General features: G+C 49.6%; 16 protein-coding genes. 15 read left to right on the forward strand and 1 reads right to left on the reverse strand.

Features of this window, described 5'->3' with window-relative positions; genetic code table 11:
• Window positions 1-122: 122 nt before the first annotated feature.
• Window positions 123-1496: an NB-ARC domain-containing protein gene (locus AM1_RS35905; protein ID WP_012168191.1), complete on the reverse strand. Its 1374-nt coding sequence runs from the start codon at window positions 1494-1496 to the stop codon at window positions 123-125.
• A gap of 327 nt (window positions 1497-1823) precedes the next feature.
• Here AM1_RS35905 and AM1_RS35910 point away from each other — a divergent pair, with 327 nt between their 5' ends.
• The 15 genes from AM1_RS35910 to AM1_RS43770 all read left to right on the forward strand — a co-directional run bounded on the left by AM1_RS35910 (window position 1824) and on the right by AM1_RS43770 (window position 19157).
• Window positions 1824-2408: a ParB N-terminal domain-containing protein gene (locus AM1_RS35910; protein ID WP_012168192.1), complete on the forward strand. Its 585-nt coding sequence runs from the start codon at window positions 1824-1826 to the stop codon at window positions 2406-2408.
• A gap of 199 nt (window positions 2409-2607) precedes the next feature.
• Complete coding sequence (locus AM1_RS35915; protein ID WP_012168193.1) at window positions 2608-3708, forward strand: ParB N-terminal domain-containing protein; 1101 nt, start codon at window positions 2608-2610, stop codon at window positions 3706-3708.
• A gap of 594 nt (window positions 3709-4302) precedes the next feature.
• Window positions 4303-6324, forward strand: coding sequence for a bifunctional DNA primase/polymerase (locus tag AM1_RS35920; protein WP_012168194.1), 2022 nt, complete (start codon window positions 4303-4305; stop codon window positions 6322-6324).
• Complete coding sequence (locus tag AM1_RS35925; protein ID WP_012168195.1) at window positions 6317-6553, forward strand: hypothetical protein; 237 nt, start codon at window positions 6317-6319, stop codon at window positions 6551-6553. Before AM1_RS35920 ends, AM1_RS35925 begins: the two co-directional genes overlap by 8 nt.
• 304 nt (window positions 6554-6857) lie before the next feature.
• Window positions 6858-7289 carry a hypothetical protein gene (locus AM1_RS35930; protein ID WP_012168197.1) on the forward strand — a complete coding sequence of 144 codons (432 nt, stop codon included), beginning with the start codon at window positions 6858-6860 and terminating at the stop codon, window positions 7287-7289.
• A gap of 57 nt (window positions 7290-7346) precedes the next feature.
• A complete protein-coding gene (locus tag AM1_RS35935; RefSeq protein WP_012168198.1) occupies window positions 7347-7562 on the forward strand; it encodes a hypothetical protein in 216 nt (71 codons plus the stop codon).
• A gap of 21 nt (window positions 7563-7583) precedes the next feature.
• Entirely contained in the window at window positions 7584-8081 is a 498-nt protein-coding gene (locus AM1_RS35940; RefSeq protein WP_012168199.1) for a hypothetical protein, read from the forward strand.
• Between the two features lie 13 nt (window positions 8082-8094).
• Window positions 8095-11142, forward strand: a complete 3048-nt coding sequence (locus AM1_RS35945) for a helicase HerA domain-containing protein (protein ID WP_012168200.1) — start codon at window positions 8095-8097, stop codon at window positions 11140-11142.
• Window positions 11143-11153: 11 nt separating this feature from the next.
• Entirely contained in the window at window positions 11154-12188 is a 1035-nt protein-coding gene (locus AM1_RS35950; RefSeq protein WP_012168201.1) for a hypothetical protein, read from the forward strand.
• Window positions 12185-12406 carry a hypothetical protein gene (locus AM1_RS35955; protein WP_012168202.1) on the forward strand — a complete coding sequence of 74 codons (222 nt, stop codon included), beginning with the start codon at window positions 12185-12187 and terminating at the stop codon, window positions 12404-12406. The genes AM1_RS35950 and AM1_RS35955 overlap by 4 nt, the downstream gene beginning before the upstream one ends.
• Complete coding sequence (locus AM1_RS35960; RefSeq protein WP_012168203.1) at window positions 12403-13479, forward strand: hypothetical protein; 1077 nt, start codon at window positions 12403-12405, stop codon at window positions 13477-13479. Before AM1_RS35955 ends, AM1_RS35960 begins: the two co-directional genes overlap by 4 nt.
• Window positions 13479-14219 (forward strand): hypothetical protein, encoded by a 741-nt coding sequence (locus AM1_RS35965; protein WP_012168204.1) that lies wholly within the window; start codon window positions 13479-13481, stop codon window positions 14217-14219. Before AM1_RS35960 ends, AM1_RS35965 begins: the two co-directional genes overlap by 1 nt.
• Window positions 14209-16062: a hypothetical protein gene (locus AM1_RS35970; protein ID WP_012168205.1), complete on the forward strand. Its 1854-nt coding sequence runs from the start codon at window positions 14209-14211 to the stop codon at window positions 16060-16062. Before AM1_RS35965 ends, AM1_RS35970 begins: the two co-directional genes overlap by 11 nt.
• 10 nt (window positions 16063-16072) lie before the next feature.
• Window positions 16073-16540: a hypothetical protein gene (locus AM1_RS35975; RefSeq protein WP_012168206.1), complete on the forward strand. Its 468-nt coding sequence runs from the start codon at window positions 16073-16075 to the stop codon at window positions 16538-16540.
• 4 nt (window positions 16541-16544) lie between these two features.
• A complete protein-coding gene (locus AM1_RS43770; protein WP_012168207.1) occupies window positions 16545-19157 on the forward strand; it encodes a M23 family metallopeptidase in 2613 nt (870 codons plus the stop codon).
• Window positions 19158-19163: the final 6 nt, after the last annotated feature.

Below are 19163 nucleotides of genomic sequence, written 5' to 3' on the forward strand. Positions count from 1 at the left end.
AGGCGATACTTTTCCCCTATAAGCAAGGAAACACCACACCCCTGACAACACTCCAAGTGATCTGGATTTTGCCGCTGATCACAGTTTGGGTTTGGACAGTAACTCACTGGTCAACAACCTTGTTAAGCTGCCTGGGTAATCCGACTTTTGACCGCTCCAGTAGGATCTGTGTTCAGATATTTCTGAAGAACTGGAGGCATCTTCAATTCCAAGGCTCTTGCTGTGAATTCCTTCTCAATAACTGAACGCTCTGTTAGGGAATTGAGTGCTTCCAGGATTTGGGATTTTGAGGTAACACATTGGCACTCCTCAACTAAGTACTGAACCAAACTATCTAAGGTGATTGACTCATTCTGTTCTAGCTGCTGGGCCACGAAAACTAGGATTTGTATCTCCAGCAAATTGTAGTTTCCTTTATTGCTAAATTGCTGATCAAACTTAGAAAGGAAAGGATCACCCAGCCAGGTAGTTTCATACTCGACAAATCGACTAACCTGTCCACCAAAAAACTCTTTAATGCGACTTGCTATACTATTGAGCGCAAGTGGATTTCCACGATATTGACCAGCAATTTTTATCCATTCTTTTTTACCAGATAAATCGTATTCTTTATATATCCCTACAGACTCATCTGCAGTAACTCCCAACAATTGCAAAGTCTTGACTGGCTTCCCTGTATTACCCAATTCATCGAGATCTTTAAATATTTCTCTACTGGTTAAAACTATGCAACTCTGGTGAGATTCTTCTATAACTCTTCTTAAGAAAATCCCATAGCTGGAGTTCTCTTCTCCATATGGATTAAAAGAGTTACCTTTCAGTATTGATTCACACTCATCCAGAACTAACAAACATCGATTTGTCTTGAGTAGTTCTATGAAATCATCACTTGTGTATGCTTTGTCTTTATCAAAAGCTTCTGGGTTGACATCTCGAATAATATCTCGACATAAGTCTTCCATCTTGGGGGAGTAACCAATTGACTTCCAGATATACAGAGCATATTCATAATCTGGGGACTGGCGAACGGTGTCAACCAGCTTCGCAGCTAAACTGCTTTTTCCAATTCCAACCGGGCCTGTTATAACAACACAGTGATTAGCCTGGGTGTCCTTCAGTAAGGTTTCTACTTCTTTTGCTCGACCATATATATTCTCATGAGTCGGTAAGTAGCCAATCAAAGGCTGAGCTTTGTCAATCCATAATTCACCATTTTTAGGCAATTCATCTACCGATTGGAGTAAGTTTCTAACAAATCCCTGTATGTATGGCTTCCCAATTTTATGCTCATCGCCAACTGCTTCTTGGAGGAATCGCCATAGCCCAGGCCCAGCAGTATTACAGAGATAGACCTTCTCAAATCGTGACTTATCTGCCAAAGCCTCATAAGACAAGCCCTCGATAGAACCCCGCAGGATATAATTCTCAACCTCATTGAGCTTCTTGCCTCGAATTTTGAGGGATTGATCATCAACCCAGGCATAAAACTCTTCCAATGTTATAGCCATACCCGTCCCTGTATAGATTCTTTGCTAGAAATCCAAAGTAAGTTAATACAGATAAGTATAAATGATAGCTATTAACCTATTGAATTAATATCATTATCTGATGAATATTCACAGACTCGATGGTAATTATCTCTCAATCTCATGTAAGCAAGAAGCCATATAGCCCCATCAACAGCACTATAAGTCAGATGTCATAATAGATTATTAATCCTTTTCTAGTGGATATAGTGAATTATCTAGTAAAAAAACTATTAATTTAATTCTATATTTGTAGTAATCTTGCTTTTAAGGTCTACTAAACCTGGAGTCAAGATAATGCTTGAGCATAATTCCATCCCCGAACAGATTCAGCCACAGCTACTCAAGCTCTCCCTAATAGAGCTAGACGAGGGAATTCAACCCCGACAGAAACTCAGTCAGGAGGTGATTACTGAATATGCGGAGGCTATGAGACAGGGAGCTACGTTTCCGCCTGTTATTGTTTTCTTCGATGGCAATAAATACTGGTTGGCAGACGGATTTCATAGGATTGCTGCAAAAAAGGCGAATGGCGATCTTGAAATCATCACGGAGAAAAAGCTCGGCTCCCGTCGAGACGCGATTTTATATGCCGTTGGAGCTAATGCAACTTACGGGCTTCAGCGCAGTAATGACGACAAAAGAAAGGTGATTAAAAAAATGTTGAGCGATCACCAGTGGTGTCAGTGGAGTAACCGCGAAATTGCTCGGCGCTGCAAAGTTAGCTATGAGATGGTCAGAAACATCAGAAATGAGCTGCCTGACAACCGCTGTCAGATACAAAAGTTAACAAAAATCTCGCGAAAAGGAGATCGACGTCTTGTTCTACGAAAAGGTAAAACTTATAGCATGAACATATCAAATCTTAAACACCCTAAATAAAAAAAAGAGAATACTGCCTATTTACAATAAGCAGCGAGGGCCAGTTTGAATCCTGCTTATGCAAAGCAATAAAGAAAAAAAACTTAATACTATCAAATCGCTGCAGTTGACGAAACATTTTCAATTCTCGGAATCACTTTATTGCTGAGGGATTTACATGTTTTTATAACGATATGCTGTTCTCTATCGTTAGCTTTTAATGCCGCCCCAAAAGCCCCAAAGCAATTCTTCAGAACCCACCGTTCAGTCTATTGTGATAGCCAATATTCGCGTGGATGGAGGAACGCAACCGCGCTCCCAATTATACGAAGAAGTGGTAGCAGAATATGCTGAAGAAATGAAGGAAGGGGCAGATTTCCCACCTGTAACTGTTTACTTTGATGGCAAGGAATATTGGCTAGCTGATGGCTTCCATAGAGTACGGGCCAAAGAAACTTTAGGAGAAAAGAAAGTTGCTGCTGAAGTCTATTGTGGAACTCAACGAGATGCAGTGCTATACGCTGTTGGAGCTAATGCTAAACATGGATTGAGACGAACGAATGCAGATAAACGTCGTTCTGTAGAAAGACTACTACGCGACTATGAGTGGAGCAGATGGAGTGATCGCGAGATATCTAGAAAATGTGGCGTTAGTTCTACTATGGTTAACAATCTGAGAAAATCTATAGAATCGCCTGAACAAAGCTCTGCAAAAGACGATAATTTTATTTCAGATGATCTCTCTAAAATACGCCTTGCCCAAAGGGGTGGGAAAACATATGAGATCGATACCACTAACCTCAGTAAAATTAATCAGAAGAAGACATTATCACCAAGGCGAAAAAGAGCTAAAAAGCAGCCTAAATCTACTTCAGAGTCTATTGAGGCTCCACCTAAGCGCGTTCGGCCAGGTGAGGTATGGAAGCTTGGGAGGTTTCATTTTCTTTTTTGTGGTAATCCAGACTCTGATGAATTTCAGCAGCTTTTACCATCGGAAATTTCATTGCTACTTGTCTTTCCTCAGTCATCCGAGCAGTGGCCCCAAACTAGGCCACAAAATGCAAGAAGTGTAGTGGTATTCGATACTCCTTTCGGTGAAGACCTGCATTTGGAAACTTTAAGAGGAATTATCGAAAATTCCCTTGCAGGGACTACAGATGCTAATGATCCGGTAGTTATCATAAATCTCCTTGATCCATCACTGTTTATTCTGATAGACGATTTGCAATGCAGATGTTGTTGTGCTGAACCTGATCCACAGCGCTGCTCAGATGCTTTAACGGCATGGTCAGTGACAAATCAGCCATCAAAGAGGTTGTAATATTCCGTCAAACTTATCATTCGACCTATCATTTTGGAATTTTTGCTCAGTAATAGGTGAGCAACTCTCATTGAACACTTAATATTTTTCAATCACTCTTCCTACTTTGGGACGTTTGTTGTAGGATCTCAACAAGCTATTGAAACCCCTAATAACCTTTTTCGGTCATTCTTATCCTCCTCCTAAGGAGGATAGTCTTAACTTGCCCTAGTTAGATTCGGCTAAATCAGGCTAATTTTCCCAGGAGATATATCTTTACATCTCCCTAGCGTCTACTAGTTGTGTATCTTAGTATCGAAATTCGCTGAATGCTTGATCGATCAAGCGTTTCAGTGTATTTAAAGTCTAGTTCATTAGTTCTGGAGGTGACAAAGAAGAAAAAGCCCCTTTAAACGACAAACCCCCAACTTGGCAGGAGGGGAGAGTCGTAAACATATATTTTGCGGTAGGGCGGGAACCTAAGCTTCTTGGCAGGGGCATTGGTTACCTGGGTTTTACCGTGCTTAGATTTTAGAACACATTTGCGGAAAAATGCAACCGTGTACTTAAACCTTTGCTACGGCTCCCTTCCGCTACACAAATAGGGAGTATGCCGTGAACGCGGAACCAGTTTTTTATGGTCATGAGAACAAATCTCGTGTACCTCATCGCAGAACTCATGACCCATTACCCGCAGATCCTGTGGGTCAACGATTAGCTCTTTTATTTCCCAATGGTTGGGACTGGATCTTTGCTTCAGCACCAGATCCAGGTAATCCTGTTGATTGGGAAACAGTGAAGAAATTTCCCCTCTCCCCCGTGGAGATGTGGAGCCACCACCAAGACCCAGACTGCCTGATCGGAGTTAGGCCGAGTGCCCAAACCCGGTGGCTCGTCCTCGATATCGACAAGGACTCTCGCTATCACCCTTCGAGTGATCCCGAGTGGCTTCCAAAGATCCGACATGCCCTGGAAGACATCGGTATCTGCCGCTCACTCCTTTGCCAAAGCAGCCACAGTGGGGGGCTTCACCTCTACCTGCCTCTCCCCGAATCCGTCAGCAGTTTTTGGCTGAGTGTGTGTATCAAGCTCAACCTGGAAGCTGAAGGCATCAAGTTCTATGGAGGCCAATGCGAGCTTTACCCCAACCCCAAAAGGTATGTGCCCAAAGGTAAGGGCTACAGTCTCTTTGCGGCATTCCGTCTCCCTATGCAGCCGGGTAGTGGTTTTCATCCCCTTGACGCTGATCTAAATCCGCTCCCCTGGTCTCTGGAAACTTGGCTAGAGGCTTTCGAGCTATGTGCCGATGGCCAGGACATGGGGCGCTTGAGTCATGCGATCGCAGACGCGCAGCAGAACTTCAAAGTCCGAAAATCCGGTAACGCCTCCTCCCTCGCCACCTGGCAGGAAAGAATCCATGAAGAAAAACAGCAAGGCTGGACAGGCCCCTGCCAAACCAACGAGAAGCTGAAGATCATCGCCTGCGAAGCCCGCGTATTTTTGGGAATGGATAGCCCAGAGCAGATCGCAGAATATGTTTGCCAAACTGCTCAGAACACCCCAGGCTTTAACGAACATTGTCGCCATCAGCATGAAATCGAGCGCCGTAGCTATGAGGTGGCAACCTGGGCCATGCGCTACTACTGGCCCGCTGGTTCAGCCCCCACCCGAGACGCCAAATACCACGATAAGCAAGTTGCCCCCGCCGATTTCGGCTACCACCAATCCAAGCGTGAAGCCGCCCAGAACCGGATCAAACAAGCCGTTCTAGAACTCAAACGAGTCGATAAACTTCCCCCTGGTATCGCAGCTCGTGCCAGTGCGATCGCAAAACTAGCTCACACCAGCCAGAAAACCTTATACCGCAAGTCAAACCTAGAACTCTGGCACCCTCATCATTTACCCCCAGAACCCCCTCAGAAAGCCCCAGAAGCCTTACAGAAAGGGACTATTACACAACTAGGGTCAAACAATACTCACCTTTTAAACCAGCGAAAGCTGGAACTACTGTTATTCCGTTCCTTTTTACAACTCTATATTTATGTAGGGTTTGTAATCCAAACGATTAGAATCCAAGCCGCCGTCGCCCTGGCCCCTAAAGGCCAAAGGGCGGCGAAAGCGGCGCTTGAGAGTTCTGAAGATCTAGATCGGGGGGGTCTGGGGGGGAACTCCAAGGTTATTCCCATCCAAAATTGGGATCAGCTGCACTTATCCCTACCTCCGGGCCTGCAGCAGAAAATCTCTAACGCTAAGCGACAACAAAAGCGAGAGCTTGAGCTGGAACAACGCCGACGTCAACGGCTGAAAGCAAGAAAGTCACAGCGAAAGGCGCATAGTGAAGCAAACACAGAATTGCGGCCGCAACAAGAACAGCTTCCCCTTCACTTAGTTACTACCGGTGATCAGCCGATAGAACGACAGGCGCGACTCAGTGAACGAGAAGAGTTCGACCGTTGGTATCGGCTGGCTCAACAGTGCAAACTGGTCGCAGACTACTCTTGGAGGGACGGAGAGTATTGGGTACTAGCCGAAGAACAATGGCAGCCTTATTCGGAGTTATCAGCGGTATTTACACTACGGGCAATGGAAAGGATGTTTGGAGTTTCTTTTGATTTTGGAGACGGTAGGGATGATTAAAAAAACGATTTTTATCCTGAAAGATGAAGAATCCTTTGTGAAGGATTTTGATTTTAAGCAACAGCAACTGATGCTGACGAAAGAGGTGTCTGACGCGTATTGTTTCAACTTGATTGAGGCGACTGAAGTTGTTCGTTGTCTGGGATGGCTAGCGTCTGAAAGGCTTGTTATTAAGCCCTTTAAAGGAAAATTTGCCCCTGGTCAGATTATACTGACTCGTTCAATGTAAACGACTGTAACAGCTAGCTTTGACGTATTTCCCTCGTTGGCGCTAGAGTACTCCCAAGTGAATCAAGTTTTGGTTTCCAAGACCCAATTGATTTAATTTTGTTTTCTCACTTTTCTCAATAAAAAAACGGCAAAGGTATATCCTTTGCTAGCTCTGTTTACAGTTTTTTTTAAGCAGTATTTCGCCTGAAGATACCTGCCTTCATTCCGTTCGTCAGACCCCATCTAGATTAAAAAGACAACCACGGTCTGCCAAGTTCCAGCGAGTCAGACCGTGATCTACTCCCTGTAGAGGAGATGATTTCATGCTAACTGTTAATTCTTCACAGGTCACTACTGAACCTGTCGAAGATAGGCAACAACCACAGATTTCTAAAGCAACACCTGAACTCGTTAAAGAGGTTTATCAGCAACAATATCGAGAGACTTACGCTGAGTTGGCTATCACAGTTCAACAATCCCTTGGCTTCCCCGTGTTGGGAACCTTTGAGGCGTTGTTTCAACTGGGATGTCGCGAACCTGAAAAAAGCAAGTTGATAGATCAGGGGGTTGCTGAGCATCCTCTGTTGAAGGACTGGCCAATGGGCCAAGAGGACTGCATTGGCCTAATTTCGCAGGGGCCGTATGTTCAATCCCAACTCAACTATCATGGCGTCGCCGTTGGAGACATGATGCAGTACGTCTACGAGTTGTTTAGGGACAGGACTGTTGAATTTGCAGAGGTCTCTAACGCTTAGGTTTAGCGTTGAACACTGGTTCTTTTTAGTTTTTTTATCGCTGTTAACGAGGTCAATATGCAACCTCTTTCGCATCCTATTGGGCGAAGACTGTCTTTCAATCTCTCAATTAAAACGATTCTTGCGGTGATCTTTGGGTTAGGTCTTGGACTGCCCATTGGTTACTTCGCCATCCTCTCCTTTTTGCAACCCACTTCTCCAAGCACAGGCCAGAATGCCATTGAAAATGCTGGTGTTGAGCTTGGAAAAGGTGTTCGTCCATTGACTCCCTAACTCACGTATTGGAGAAACCGTATGTCTTCCCTAGCTCCCTATGTACTGTGGCCTCACGGTCGTGCTCGTCATGCTCGACAGCATTACCTTAAACGGTACTTTCACCGCTATACCCACCACCTGACTTTTGTGCTGACCTTCTTGGGTGTACTCCTTCTCAATGCTCAGTCAGCCCTATCTCAGAATCCAGGGCAGACTCTTGGGCAAGGTGCCAGGAATACTGGCACTCGTTCTGGAGCTGCTAGCTCGTCTTGCTTAGGCTGGATGTGTGGTCCTAAAAGTGCCATCGCAGCAAGCCCCCATTTCAATGATTCAGGATCACTGGTCGATCTGGCGTTTCTACTTCTACAAATTGTCGTGATCATGATTGTTGTTGTCCCCGTGGTCATTGGAGCTTGGAAAGCCTCCCGCCATGAGGAGTACGGGGGCTTTATTGCCTTTGCCTTCGTGGTGTTTGTCGGTCTGATTTTCTCTAATGCCCTCGCTGGCTACGTGATGGGCACGGGCAATTTAGCCTAAAGGATGAGGGGTTATGAGCGATAACACGATTCAATACACTCCCTCACTGGATAAAGCCCCAGATCGGTTTTTTATTCCGGGACAATTTCTGATTCCCTGGATAGCCATTATCACGGGTGTAGCTGTTTTATACCTACTGGTGGCTAGCGTAACCCCAGTAAGTCCCTGGCCCTTTGGCTTATTGCTAGTGGTTCTGATTGCGTCTCACTGGATCATTGTGGGGGATAAACCCTGGAAATTTGGGGGGAGTTTACATCGACCCAAGGAATATGTGACAGCTCACGCTGAATATAAGACCACCTCGACGAGTCTCAAGCCCAAGATTGGCCCCAAAGTCGTCGGGGGTGCCCGCAAGCGAAAAGCTTTTCCCATTGAAGATGAAGTTGATCTTGCTTGTATGGCGATTATTCGCCTTCAGGGTTATGTCGTGGGTGCTTACCTGCTGCAAGTGGGGCGGCGTTTTCGCTTTGTGTGGGTGTTTGATAGTCCTGGGTTGTCCAGCACCTTATCCGTGGACCAAGCGAAAGCTGCGGCCCAGAAGTTGGAAGAAGGCTTGATGGATCTCCCCCACGCAGAGCAAATGACCCTGCATATGGGGACAATGGCCGACTGCCAGGAACGACTCAACCAGCTTGAAGATCTCAAACGCCGCGCCCCATCGGATCAATTCCGATTTTTGTTGTCTTGGTTAAAAGAGCGAGTCAAATCCCTGACCCGACGGGGACAATATAACCCTAAATTCCTGCGGTTCTACGTCACCTATACCGTGGGTGTGGGTATGAGTCAGCAAGATGACCAAATCCAAGCGGTCGCCCAAAGCCTGCAAGAGATGTGGCAAGAGCATATGGGAAGTGGGGGCAGCAACATCTATGCCCGTACCGAGCAAATGCTCTTAGATGCCTTCCGCCACGGATTTTTACCCACCCTCGATTTCTTTGAGAAAGTGGGGCTTAAAGTCACCCCCATGACGGCAGATCAGATCTGGGCCTTCAGTTATCAGCGGGTCAATAGCGGTAAAGTTCCCCCCATTCCCCAATGGGTACAGCTGGATGAAAACGGGATAACTTGGGGCAAAAAATCAGAGCTACGGATTGCTAGCGTCCTGTTTGGGCAAGGCATCTTTATGGATAAGCGATTCGTCCATCTACCGGGACGGAATCTCTACTGTGGGGGTGTGGTTCTCAACAAGCGCCCAGCCCGAGAGTATGACCCTGATACTGGTCGTCTCCAACAGCTTATGGATGCGTCCTCTCCCATTAACGCCAAGAAAGTCAGCAATACTGAACTGATTGTCGAATTCACCCCAGATAACCAGCAGGATGTTCTCAAGTCCAGTCAGAAACGGACGGGACAGAGCAACCTCTCCTTGGTCATGTCTCAGAACCGCAAGAAGTTGGACGGTGGAGCCATTCATAACACCAATACTGATCTGGCTGCTGAGATGAAGTTGCGCCAAGGGGCGAGAGTGGTTCGCTGTGCTTGGATGGCGTTGATCTACCGCTCCACCCCAGATGCGTTAGATGTTGCCCTCAAACGGTTTCGCACGAACCAATCCCTGTTTGCGGGGGAATGTCTCGTGCGGGAACGAGGCTACTTTGATCAACTGTGGCTGGAGGCTCAACCCTATACCTGGCGTACCCTTTTGGCGGGGGGAGGGTTACTCAAAATATCCTCCTTCGAGCGCCGCATCCGGGAAACGACACCAGCGGTGTTGGGCATAACCCCCGTGATGCTAGATCGCCGTCCTCACAAAAAAGGCGTAGAGCTGCTCACGGATAATGGCACTCCCCTTTATGTGGATCCGTTGGCATCCGAACCCAAGCATAACCACATGATCATCCTGGGGGGTACGGGATCTGGGAAGTCATTTGCCGTCTCGGCTTGCTGTGAGCAGGTCTTAGCCGAAGGGGGGCAAGTTCTGATTATTGATGCCACCCGTGGGGATGGATCTGGCACCTACGATGAACTGACGACGTTTTTGGGCGGTGCCTATTTCAATACCACAACGGATTCCTTCAATCTCATTGAGGGGACGGATTTTCGACAGTTGCTAGGTAATCAGGACGCCTATAAATCGGCCCAACAGACTTTTCGCCAATTCGTCCAAACGGCCTTGATGGATCTGTGTCTGCCAGAGGATGTCAACAGCGAGAAGCGAGAATCCGTCAGTCGGGCACTCACCTTTTTGCTGGATAACTTTTTTAAAGAACCCAGCATCTTGACCCGGTATAACCGAGCCTTTGATGCAGGAATGGGAACCCCCGCTTGGGAGCAAATCCCTACACTGACGACGCTGACGGAATATATTGACCCATCGAATGTACCGCCAGAAGTCCTGACTCAGGACATTATTGCCGCGATAGACACCCTCAAGGTCTCCCTCTCCGCTTTACTAAGACGACCGATTGGGGCGATTATCTCTCGACCCACCACCTTCAACACGGATGCCAATCTCGTCGTCTATGCCTTGGGCAATATCGATAATGACGAAGATATGGCACCGCTGGCCCTCGCTGCTCAAGCGAGTGTCCTCAGTCGTTCCCTGGGTCAGAAGCCTACCTTGCTCGTGGGGGAAGAAGGCTCCAAGCTCCATAAATTTAAATCCTATCGGCAGATGCTGGGGAGTTTTTATAGTATCGGTCGTAAGAACGGGATTTGGACTATTTGGGTGGGAACGGATCTGCAGGTCTTGGCGAAGGCTGATAATGCGGCTGAAATCCTAGCCAACGTGGGCACCTATCTTGTTGGGGCCATTAACGAAGAGGAAGTACCTCTGCTCGTCAAACTGGGTATTCCCCGCGAACTGCTCATTCAAAACGTCGATGAAGAGTTCATACCCTCCCGGAAAGATGCCTGTAGCAAATGGCTGATTAGCAGTAACGGCAACCACCAGTTTGGCCGATATCATCCCAGCTTTGCCAACTTTGGGCTGACCATGAATGGTCCTGATGAAGTGCCCGTCAAAGCATCTTACAAAGCCCAATGCCCACATGAACCTTACCGATGGGTCTCAGAACTGGCCCATCATCTTAAGTCCCAAAGCCACGATGCCAACCATTAGCGAGGAATCCGATGTCACCTCATAAATCCATCATTTGTTCCGTTCTCCTACTCAGCGTATTAAGCCCGCTCTCTGTCTATGCCAATCCTCAGCCAGGGGATAGTCCTTACAACGTCAGTGATGTCTTTACCCCATCTGGAGATCAACCCAAGTCCAAAGGGGGGCTGCTCGGCAAGCTAGCAAAGGTCTCTAATAGCAAGGAGTTCAAGTCCGTCCAAGATATTGCCAAGTATGTCAATTTAGGGGCGGGACTTCTACGGACGACGGGCCTCAATGTTACGCCCTACCTCAATTATCCCAATATCCTGCTGGGGTTGCTGAGTCTCCAGCAAAAGCCAGATTCAGACCTCCAAAACCCTGAAGCGATAGCTGAGTCTCAAAGTCTCTTAGAAGTTTTAGGGGCAGCGGGTCTCCCAGATCCTGAGAAAGCCAAGATTGTCTTCTCTGATTATGACCTTGATGCTGAAGCGGATTCTGAGAATAATATCTTTGGTGTGCCCCCCGCCCTCCAGAAGCGGATCAGCAATAACCTCTCTCAGATTAAGGCAGGTCAGGCTGAATTAAATTTGCTGCTGGGTAGCAAGGGCCAGGAGCTAATTAAAAGTGCGAGAAGTAGTATTGCTCAGGCGGTTGCGAGTTCAGCGTCGATTGCAGATCAGGCTGAACAAGCCACTTCAAGTCAAGATGTCCTCAAGCTTGCTAGAAGGCAAGAAGCTGAGACGGCAAAGATTGGTCAGGCAACCTATGAAGAAGCCGTGCAAACCCGTGCCGCGATTTATCAGGGCAATAAGCAGTTGTACAACTTGGCTGAAATTGCTCAGGAGCGGAAAAAAGCTGAGCAAATCGAAAGAAGCTTTGTCAATTCAGGGCAAATGGGGGAGATGGGGCGATTGGCGGGGCTAGTCGGTCCTGCGACTCCCAATCGGCCTACCCGAAATAACCGTTCAGTTCCTCAATCCCAACTACCAAGACTTCCCCGTCTACCCGGTAACCCAGTTCCCCCGGCAACCCCGTCGTCCCCCAGAACCCCACCTTTTCGACCATGAATCACCTGTTCACACTACTGCCAGAAGTCATGGGCAGGTTAGAGGTCAGCCAATCTCTAAACCTCGCGATTGATGACCTCTGGCAGCAAACCCCTTTCTCATTCTGGTTTTTGACTGCTACCCATGTCAGTGCTTTGATTGCAGCCATCCTCTTTAGTACAGGTTGTATGCGTTGGATTAAGCGCTCTACCCGGTCTCTCTTTCCCCCATTGTCATGAACATTCTGATTGCCCAAGCACGGGAAGACCAAGCCTCCCGCATCCTAGAAAACACACTGGAAAGTAGTGCCACCCTTCGGACTGCTATTGATACGACCTGGCAGCAAACCATCAAAGGTCCGCTATTTGTGGCTTTAGGGGATGTGGGAGCCATTATTGCCGTTGTCTTTATTGGCTTTTGGTTTATTAGTTGGGTCAAGATTCTCGTCAGTGATGATGCAATTGTTGGTCCCCATGCCTTGCAGGAACTGATTGTACCGATCTTGCTCCTGTTCTTATTGGGAAATCCCACCAATCGCGGCAACCTCCTGGGTGAGACGATTCTGAACTCCAACAAAGTGATGCAGAATATCTCGGATTATGTGATTGTATCGCTGCGCCAAGATATCAAGGACTTTAACCCCGTCCATGAAGCTGCCGTACAGATGTCCGCTACTCGCATATACCGCAGGGCTACCAAAGACTGCCTAAAATACGAATTTGGGGATAAAAATCGTCGGGCCTGCTTATTAGATGCGGACCAAAAAATCTTTGACTTGTTGTATCCTTACCGGACTCGTTCCTGGTATCGAGAGTTTCGAGAGCAGGTCAAAATTCCAGTGCAACTGTTATCCACGGGGATACCGGATATTGGTGAAATTAGAGGCCAAGATCCACGGGAAGTTAGTCACTTCTTGACGGGACTATCGGATGTGGTGTCGGATGCCGTGACATCCATTCTGTTCGGGATGGGGGTGGCCTTCGTTATTGCGATTGAACATGCCAAGCTGCTGACGGCCTTAGTTGCCCCCGTCTTTTTAGGCGCGTCCATCTTGCCCGTTCCTGGTAAGCCGATTACTTGGTGGGGAACGACCTACTCAGGACTGGGACTATTGGAAATCCTGTACAAGACCCTAGTGGGGTTAGGATCCCTTTCTATTCTGAATGCGGGACCTACGGACCCCTTGATTTTCCCCTTAGTGATTTCCTTATTTGGCATCTTCATTGCCATTTTGCTGGCAGGTGGCGGAGGAATCGCCTTATTTAGTGGCATTGCCCGTATGGGCACCGCAGGCTTACCCCGGAGGTACTGATGACTTTCTTTGATCGGCTGGAACGCCGCAGCATAAACCTACAGCCCATTTTGACACTGTTAAACACAGGTATCTGTGGTGCCCTTCTCCTCGTGATTGTGGGCCAGGGCTTCAATATCAATGGTCTTCGTCGCCAGGTGGAGACACTGGAGGCCCGCCCGGTTGTGGTGCAAGCGGGTCAGAACCAGGAATTGGTGAACGTGGAAGCCGTAGACCCCCGGAACAACATGCGGAACTTCGTTGAAGAGTCCCTTCCTCTATTGTTCTTGCTGTCGAAGCGCGTCCCGGAAGAAATTATTCCCGGTGGGCTGGATGAGGGGATTGACCTCCATGACATTGGCCGAATTCCGAGTATCGTCCATGCCTCATCATTCATTCTTAGCAGTGAGTATCAGCCTACCTTCCTGGCGGGAATACCCAATTTGATGCCAGAAGATTATGAACATGGCGGATCTAAAGTTCTTCGGGTGAATCGTACCGCAACCCCCAAGCCTGTCAAAGATGAACCCGGACATTGGCGGATCTACACCCAAGCGACCCTGTATCAGTTTGATGCCCAACAGAAGCCCGTGCAGGCCCGCACCTTTAATCGTGATGTTTATGTGCGGCCCGTGTCTCCCCCCAAATCATCCGCCACCCTGACCCCTGTGCAGGCTCTGATCAATGCCACTCGTAATCGAGGCTATGAAATCTACGACATTGCTGTTAACCCCACGGAGGTAGCTCGTCATGCCCAATGAAGGAACCACGACTGTTGTTGAGCCAGTCGTTGCAGATACTGCTGGAGAACATAACCTGGAAGCAGATGTAGGGGCAACGCCAAAGGATGCTGCCACCCCTGAAGCGGCATTAGAACCCCATTGGCAAGCCTATATTGATGCCGCCCCATCCTCCCTCAATACTTCAGATGAGGTTGGGGCCGAACAAGGAGATGAAGGTGGAGACGAGACCCCTGAAGATGAGGACGCCCCCCAGCTCCAGATGGATACCTATGGTACGGAGGCCGTCACGGACCCTTACACCATTAAGACCACCTATAACTTTGTGAACTCTCCCTATACAAGGGTGGCGATCATCGTGGGGGGGCTGAGTTTGGGGATTTTCTTCCTATTTGGCCTGTACAAAGTCTTTGTTACCGCTCGGTCACAACCCCCAGAAAACCCTATCCTCAGTGATGCCTATGCAGAATACCCCCAAGATTACGGACCTGAAGGCTCCCCACGGGAACAGGAGCTGGAAAACCAGCTGGACGACTCGCAACAACGGAATACCTACACAGACCAGTTAGATGAGGTTACGACCTTTAATCAACAGGCCCAAACCCCGCAAAAACCACCAACACCCACAGTTACTCAAAGACCTGCTGCTCCATCCCCGCGTTTAGTGGCAGCGAGATCCCCCATCCCCTTGCGGCCCTTAGCCGTACCCCCAACGCCACAACCCCAGCCCCAGGTTGCCCGACCCACCGCTGTATCGACGACTCGGCCAGAACCGGAGGCTGATCCAGTGGCTCAATTTGGCAGCGTTGAAAACGTGGGCTTCTATGGTGCCCCCGCATCAGAGTCCTATACACCCGTTGCTACAGCACCGGATCCTGCACCTCCCTCAAACACCACGGCGACGGCTCAACCTCAATTCCCCATTGAAGTGGCCCAGGCCAGCCCCACCCAGTCCTTAATCCCATCTCCTTCAGCTCCTCCCTCCCCTCCGGTGGACGGATACCAACCACCCACTGAGGGAACTTCCCAACCCCTAACGGAAGGAACAACCATTTCTCTACTGTCTCCCCAACCGCCTGCTTCCCCCGTGGGAACAGGCTCACCCCCTCAGACCTATCCTGCGCCTAGTACGGGAACCCACCTTCGTGCCCAGCTTCCCACCACCGCAATCTCATCCCCTGCTCAGGGCGTACCCCCTTCGCCCTCGGCTCCTGCTCCCTCAGCAGATAGCCGCATCTTGACGATGGACTCTAAAGGCAAAGCCAAGCTTAAAAGAGCTGTTGCTTGGCGGCCCAATAGCCCTGACGTTCTCAATGGTCAAAGCTACTCCCTAGAACTGACGAAGACATTCAAGAACACCGCAGGGGTTGAGATTTTCCCTAAAGGCTCCCAGGCCATTGCTCGGGTCACAGAGGCCACTCGTGACGGACTCGTGATGATGGAAGTCACGGCCATTAAAACCCAGAACCGGACCATTCCCATCCCCAGTGGTGCAATGGAAGTGCAGACCAAAGATACGAATTTCTTGGAAGCCAAGCTAGAGCAAAAAGGTGGAACCAGCTTCGGCAACCGTCTCCTGAATGGCCTCTTTCGCATGGGTGCCCAAGGTATTGCCAACTCAACCTCCCTGATCAATCGCCCCCTAAGCCAGTCCTCCTTTTCCAGCTCAAATGGCACCGTCGTCACCCAGCAGAATCCAGAAGCAGATCTGATTGCAGGCTTTGCAGAAGGGGCCACCTCTGAACTATCGGAGATTGTCAAAGATTCTGCCCCAAATCAGGATGCTGTCGTTAGCAGCTTCTACAAGCTCAGCAAGGGCAAGTCCCTTGATCTGTATGTTCTTCGAGATATTTCCATCAATTAAGGCCAACATTATGCGTTTACCCCCTCGTCTCCTTGGCCCCCTCGTGGGCTTGAGCTTCACCCTCGTGAGTACGCCTTCCGTCCAAGCAAAACCCGTGAACACCAAAGATACCGTCCAAATCCCTTCAGACTGGCTGAACAGCCGAGTCTATGAGGGCTTAAAAGTCGATCCTTCGGGAGTGATCATCACCTTACGCACGGGGGAAAAAGTGGGAGGGCTGACCATCCTGCCTTGGCAGCATGTGGATGTCAAACCCCTCAATGGTCAGCTTTGTGCGGGGGGTGGTCAATGTAATGGCACGGCCCCAACCATCATTCAGCTTTTTCGCAAATCCCCCCAACGGGTGAAGGGCTTAGTCTATAACGCTGATGGCACCTCCTTGATGACCATCACGACCAATGCCGGGAATACCTACCAGTTTCGGCTAGAACCCACCTCAGCAGCCCCCAAGCGCAAGATCAATATCAATCCCCAGTGAACCGATGAAACGTCCTCTCACCCTTCTGATCGCAGCGGGCCTGGTGGTTAGCCCCTGGTCCCTGCCCGTAAACGCTCAGATTGTCCGTCCCGCCAACCGTCCGACTTCTCGGCAGCAGGCGGTGAACCAATCCAGGCCCACCACACCCCAATCGACGACCTCACCCGGATTGATTTACTCCCCGTCTGGTGAACGGGCACCCAGCTTCTCTCAGATGTCTGGGGCCACGGCACCTGGACAGATTGAGCTTCCTGCCCATGTGCAGATGGACTATCAATTTAGTCGGGCGTTCCCGCGAGGCGCTACCCCGGACCAAATGACCAAATGGGGCGATATCCCCAATAATCCCCAGTTTGTCGGGTTCCATAAAATGACCCTCCGAGAGTTAAGCCGCTCCTCTGGCCAAGACATCGCTGGCGTTCCTCTGAATGAGATTGATTTGATACAGGGGATGACCGTGGAAGAGGTTACGCAACTCTATCACGGCTTGGAAGATAAGCCCTTGGATCAAGCCCCCAAAATCCTCCAAATTGCCGCTGGAATCACCAATGACCCCAAAGGCACCCTGAAGCAGTCCAAAGGGGCAGCGCTCACCTTTGGTCAAAAAGCGTTGATCGCGGAACTCGCCAAGAAACCCGCTCTAAAAGGGATTAGCCTAGAGCGTTTGTCTAAAGGGGATTGGGGCAATATCCTCACCCCTGGTGAACAGGGTGAAGTTGCCAAGATTCTCACGAAAGTCAATGGCAAGATTCCCTTAGAGAAGCTATTCCCCATGACCCAAGGGGTGATCGTGGGGGATTGGGAGAGCGTGCGGAAACAGGCCCAGGCCGAAGCCACTCGCCAAGGTTCCAAGGTACTCGTCAAGGAGCTGATGAAGAATGAGAAGTTCCGCAAAATGCCCTTGGGTTCCTTGACCCTAGAAGAATTGGACCTGGAAGAAACCTTGCCAGGGTTGATTGATCAGCCCATCGCCACGATCCCCAAGATTGCCGATAAGTATCTGTCCGACATTCCCGGCATGTCTGAGGTGCCCGTCGATCATCTGCCCTTTGACCTGAAGTTTACCCCCAGCAAAGACGATGTTATTGCCCGGATGGATGTCGCCTATGCGGGGCCAACGGAAACCCCCATTACCCGTGTGATTTCGGGCGGTACAAAAAACCAGAAGTTTAAGCCTGAACCGTGCCTACAGCAGCGCTGCTCCCATTTCGAGCTAGACAATGTGGATGGGGGTGGTCCGCCCTCGAAAGTATCGGGGAAAGCCTGGGTGGCGGGCAAAGACCAACCTACACCGGGCGGTAAAGGCTTTCTCGCCCTCGTCAATAACGGCAAAGAACCTGCGGGGATTGTCCCTTGGACCACCGCTGCCCATGTCAAAATCAGCCTAGAGAATATCAAGGAAGGGGGTAACGGAGAACCGGCTTCCGCTCAGCTCTGGGCACATTTCCAGTTCTGCAAAAAGGTGCCGCTGTTGGGATTGCAGTGTACGCCCCACTTTATCCCCTTTCCCACCCCGTTTAAGTTAAAAGAAAAATCATTGATGCTGATTGCCACTAGTGGGGGGCTACCTGCATATCTGCAGAATGCCCGCAATCAGCAGAACTTCTGTACCCCAGCCGTGGCGAATGCACTCCAGGCGAATGCATCCCAAGGCAGTGCCAGCGATACTGCCGCTGTATCCAGTCCCTCCCCAGATCAACACATCGCCCCAGCCACCTCCAACCAGGCGGACCAGAACCTGAGACAGTACCTAAAACGGATTGCGGCGGGAGAGAGTACGGGGGGAACGGATTGGCGTCAGCATCCTGATACGGGGGCATACGGCGTCTATCAATTTACTCCAGAATCCCGCGCTACCATGCTGCGACGCACGGGGATAGATCCCTGGTCGAAGGATCGGGCGACGGCGGATAAAGCCGCTGTGTTCTGGATTCAGATGATTGGCGGAGAGCAAGGGGTGGACCTTCTCGGCACCATCCAAAAAGGGGACTTTGCCAAGGCGGATCAGATCCTCAGCCCCAAGCAGTTCACCTCTCTTCCCGGTGGTCCAGAGCAAAGCAAAATTTGGAATAATCCTCAGAACCTGCAAGTGTATGGTCCCAACGGGAGTGCCCCTGATGGCGCACCCACGGGGGCAACGGGGTTTGGTCCCTGTGCCTCGACGAGTGGGTTCATTGGCCCAGAAGGGGATGGCATTGCCACGGGCCGACTGAAAAACCCAACACCTGGGGCCGTTATCACTAGTGGCTATGGACCCCGAGTACCCCCCGCCCCTGGAGCCTCATCCTTTCATGCAGCGGTGGATCTAGCGTTACCCTTGGGTGCGCCTATTCTCGCCGCTGATGGTGGAGTCGTTGAATATTCAGGGGTGAAAGGAGGGTATGGGAACTACATTTTAATCAATCATGGCAATGGTTTAGCGACCTGGTACGCCCATAACAACGCCAATAACGTCCGGGTCGGCCAAAAGGTCACCGCAGGCCAGCAAATCGGCACGGTGGGGTCTACAGGAATCAGTACGGGACCCCACCTTGACTTTGGGGTGGTGGATGGCTACAAAGCTGGAAACCTTTACTCAGGTCAAGCCGTTAACCCTCGTAAACACGTTCGTTTTTAGGAATTT

It is taken from the genome of Acaryochloris marina MBIC11017 (genome assembly GCF_000018105.1).
GTDB lineage: Bacteria > Cyanobacteriota > Cyanobacteriia > Thermosynechococcales > Thermosynechococcaceae > Acaryochloris > Acaryochloris marina.

Bases quoted from the DNA above. Each gene is read 5' to 3' on its own strand.
- AM1_RS35970 (WP_012168205.1), top strand. From the start codon at position 14,209: ATGCCCAATGAAGGAACCACGACTGTTGTTGAGCCAGTCGTTGCAGAT.
- AM1_RS35945 (WP_012168200.1), top strand. From the start codon at position 8,095: ATGAGCGATAACACGATTCAATACACTCCCTCACTGGATAAAGCCCCA.
- AM1_RS35965 (WP_012168204.1), top strand. From the start codon at position 13,479: ATGACTTTCTTTGATCGGCTGGAACGCCGCAGCATAAACCTACAGCCC.
- AM1_RS35935 (WP_012168198.1), top strand. From the start codon at position 7,347: ATGCAACCTCTTTCGCATCCTATTGGGCGAAGACTGTCTTTCAATCTC.
- AM1_RS35955 (WP_012168202.1), top strand. From the start codon at position 12,185: ATGAATCACCTGTTCACACTACTGCCAGAAGTCATGGGCAGGTTAGAG.
- AM1_RS35940 (WP_012168199.1), top strand. From the start codon at position 7,584: ATGTCTTCCCTAGCTCCCTATGTACTGTGGCCTCACGGTCGTGCTCGT.
- AM1_RS35910 (WP_012168192.1), top strand. From the start codon at position 1,824: ATGCTTGAGCATAATTCCATCCCCGAACAGATTCAGCCACAGCTACTC.
- AM1_RS35930 (WP_012168197.1), top strand. From the start codon at position 6,858: ATGCTAACTGTTAATTCTTCACAGGTCACTACTGAACCTGTCGAAGAT.
- AM1_RS35915 (WP_012168193.1), top strand. From the start codon at position 2,608: ATGCCGCCCCAAAAGCCCCAAAGCAATTCTTCAGAACCCACCGTTCAG.
- AM1_RS35950 (WP_012168201.1), top strand. From the start codon at position 11,154: ATGTCACCTCATAAATCCATCATTTGTTCCGTTCTCCTACTCAGCGTA.
- AM1_RS35960 (WP_012168203.1), top strand. From the start codon at position 12,403: ATGAACATTCTGATTGCCCAAGCACGGGAAGACCAAGCCTCCCGCATC.
- AM1_RS35925 (WP_012168195.1), top strand. From the start codon at position 6,317: ATGATTAAAAAAACGATTTTTATCCTGAAAGATGAAGAATCCTTTGTG.
- AM1_RS35975 (WP_012168206.1), top strand. From the start codon at position 16,073: ATGCGTTTACCCCCTCGTCTCCTTGGCCCCCTCGTGGGCTTGAGCTTC.
- AM1_RS43770 (WP_012168207.1), top strand. From the start codon at position 16,545: ATGAAACGTCCTCTCACCCTTCTGATCGCAGCGGGCCTGGTGGTTAGC.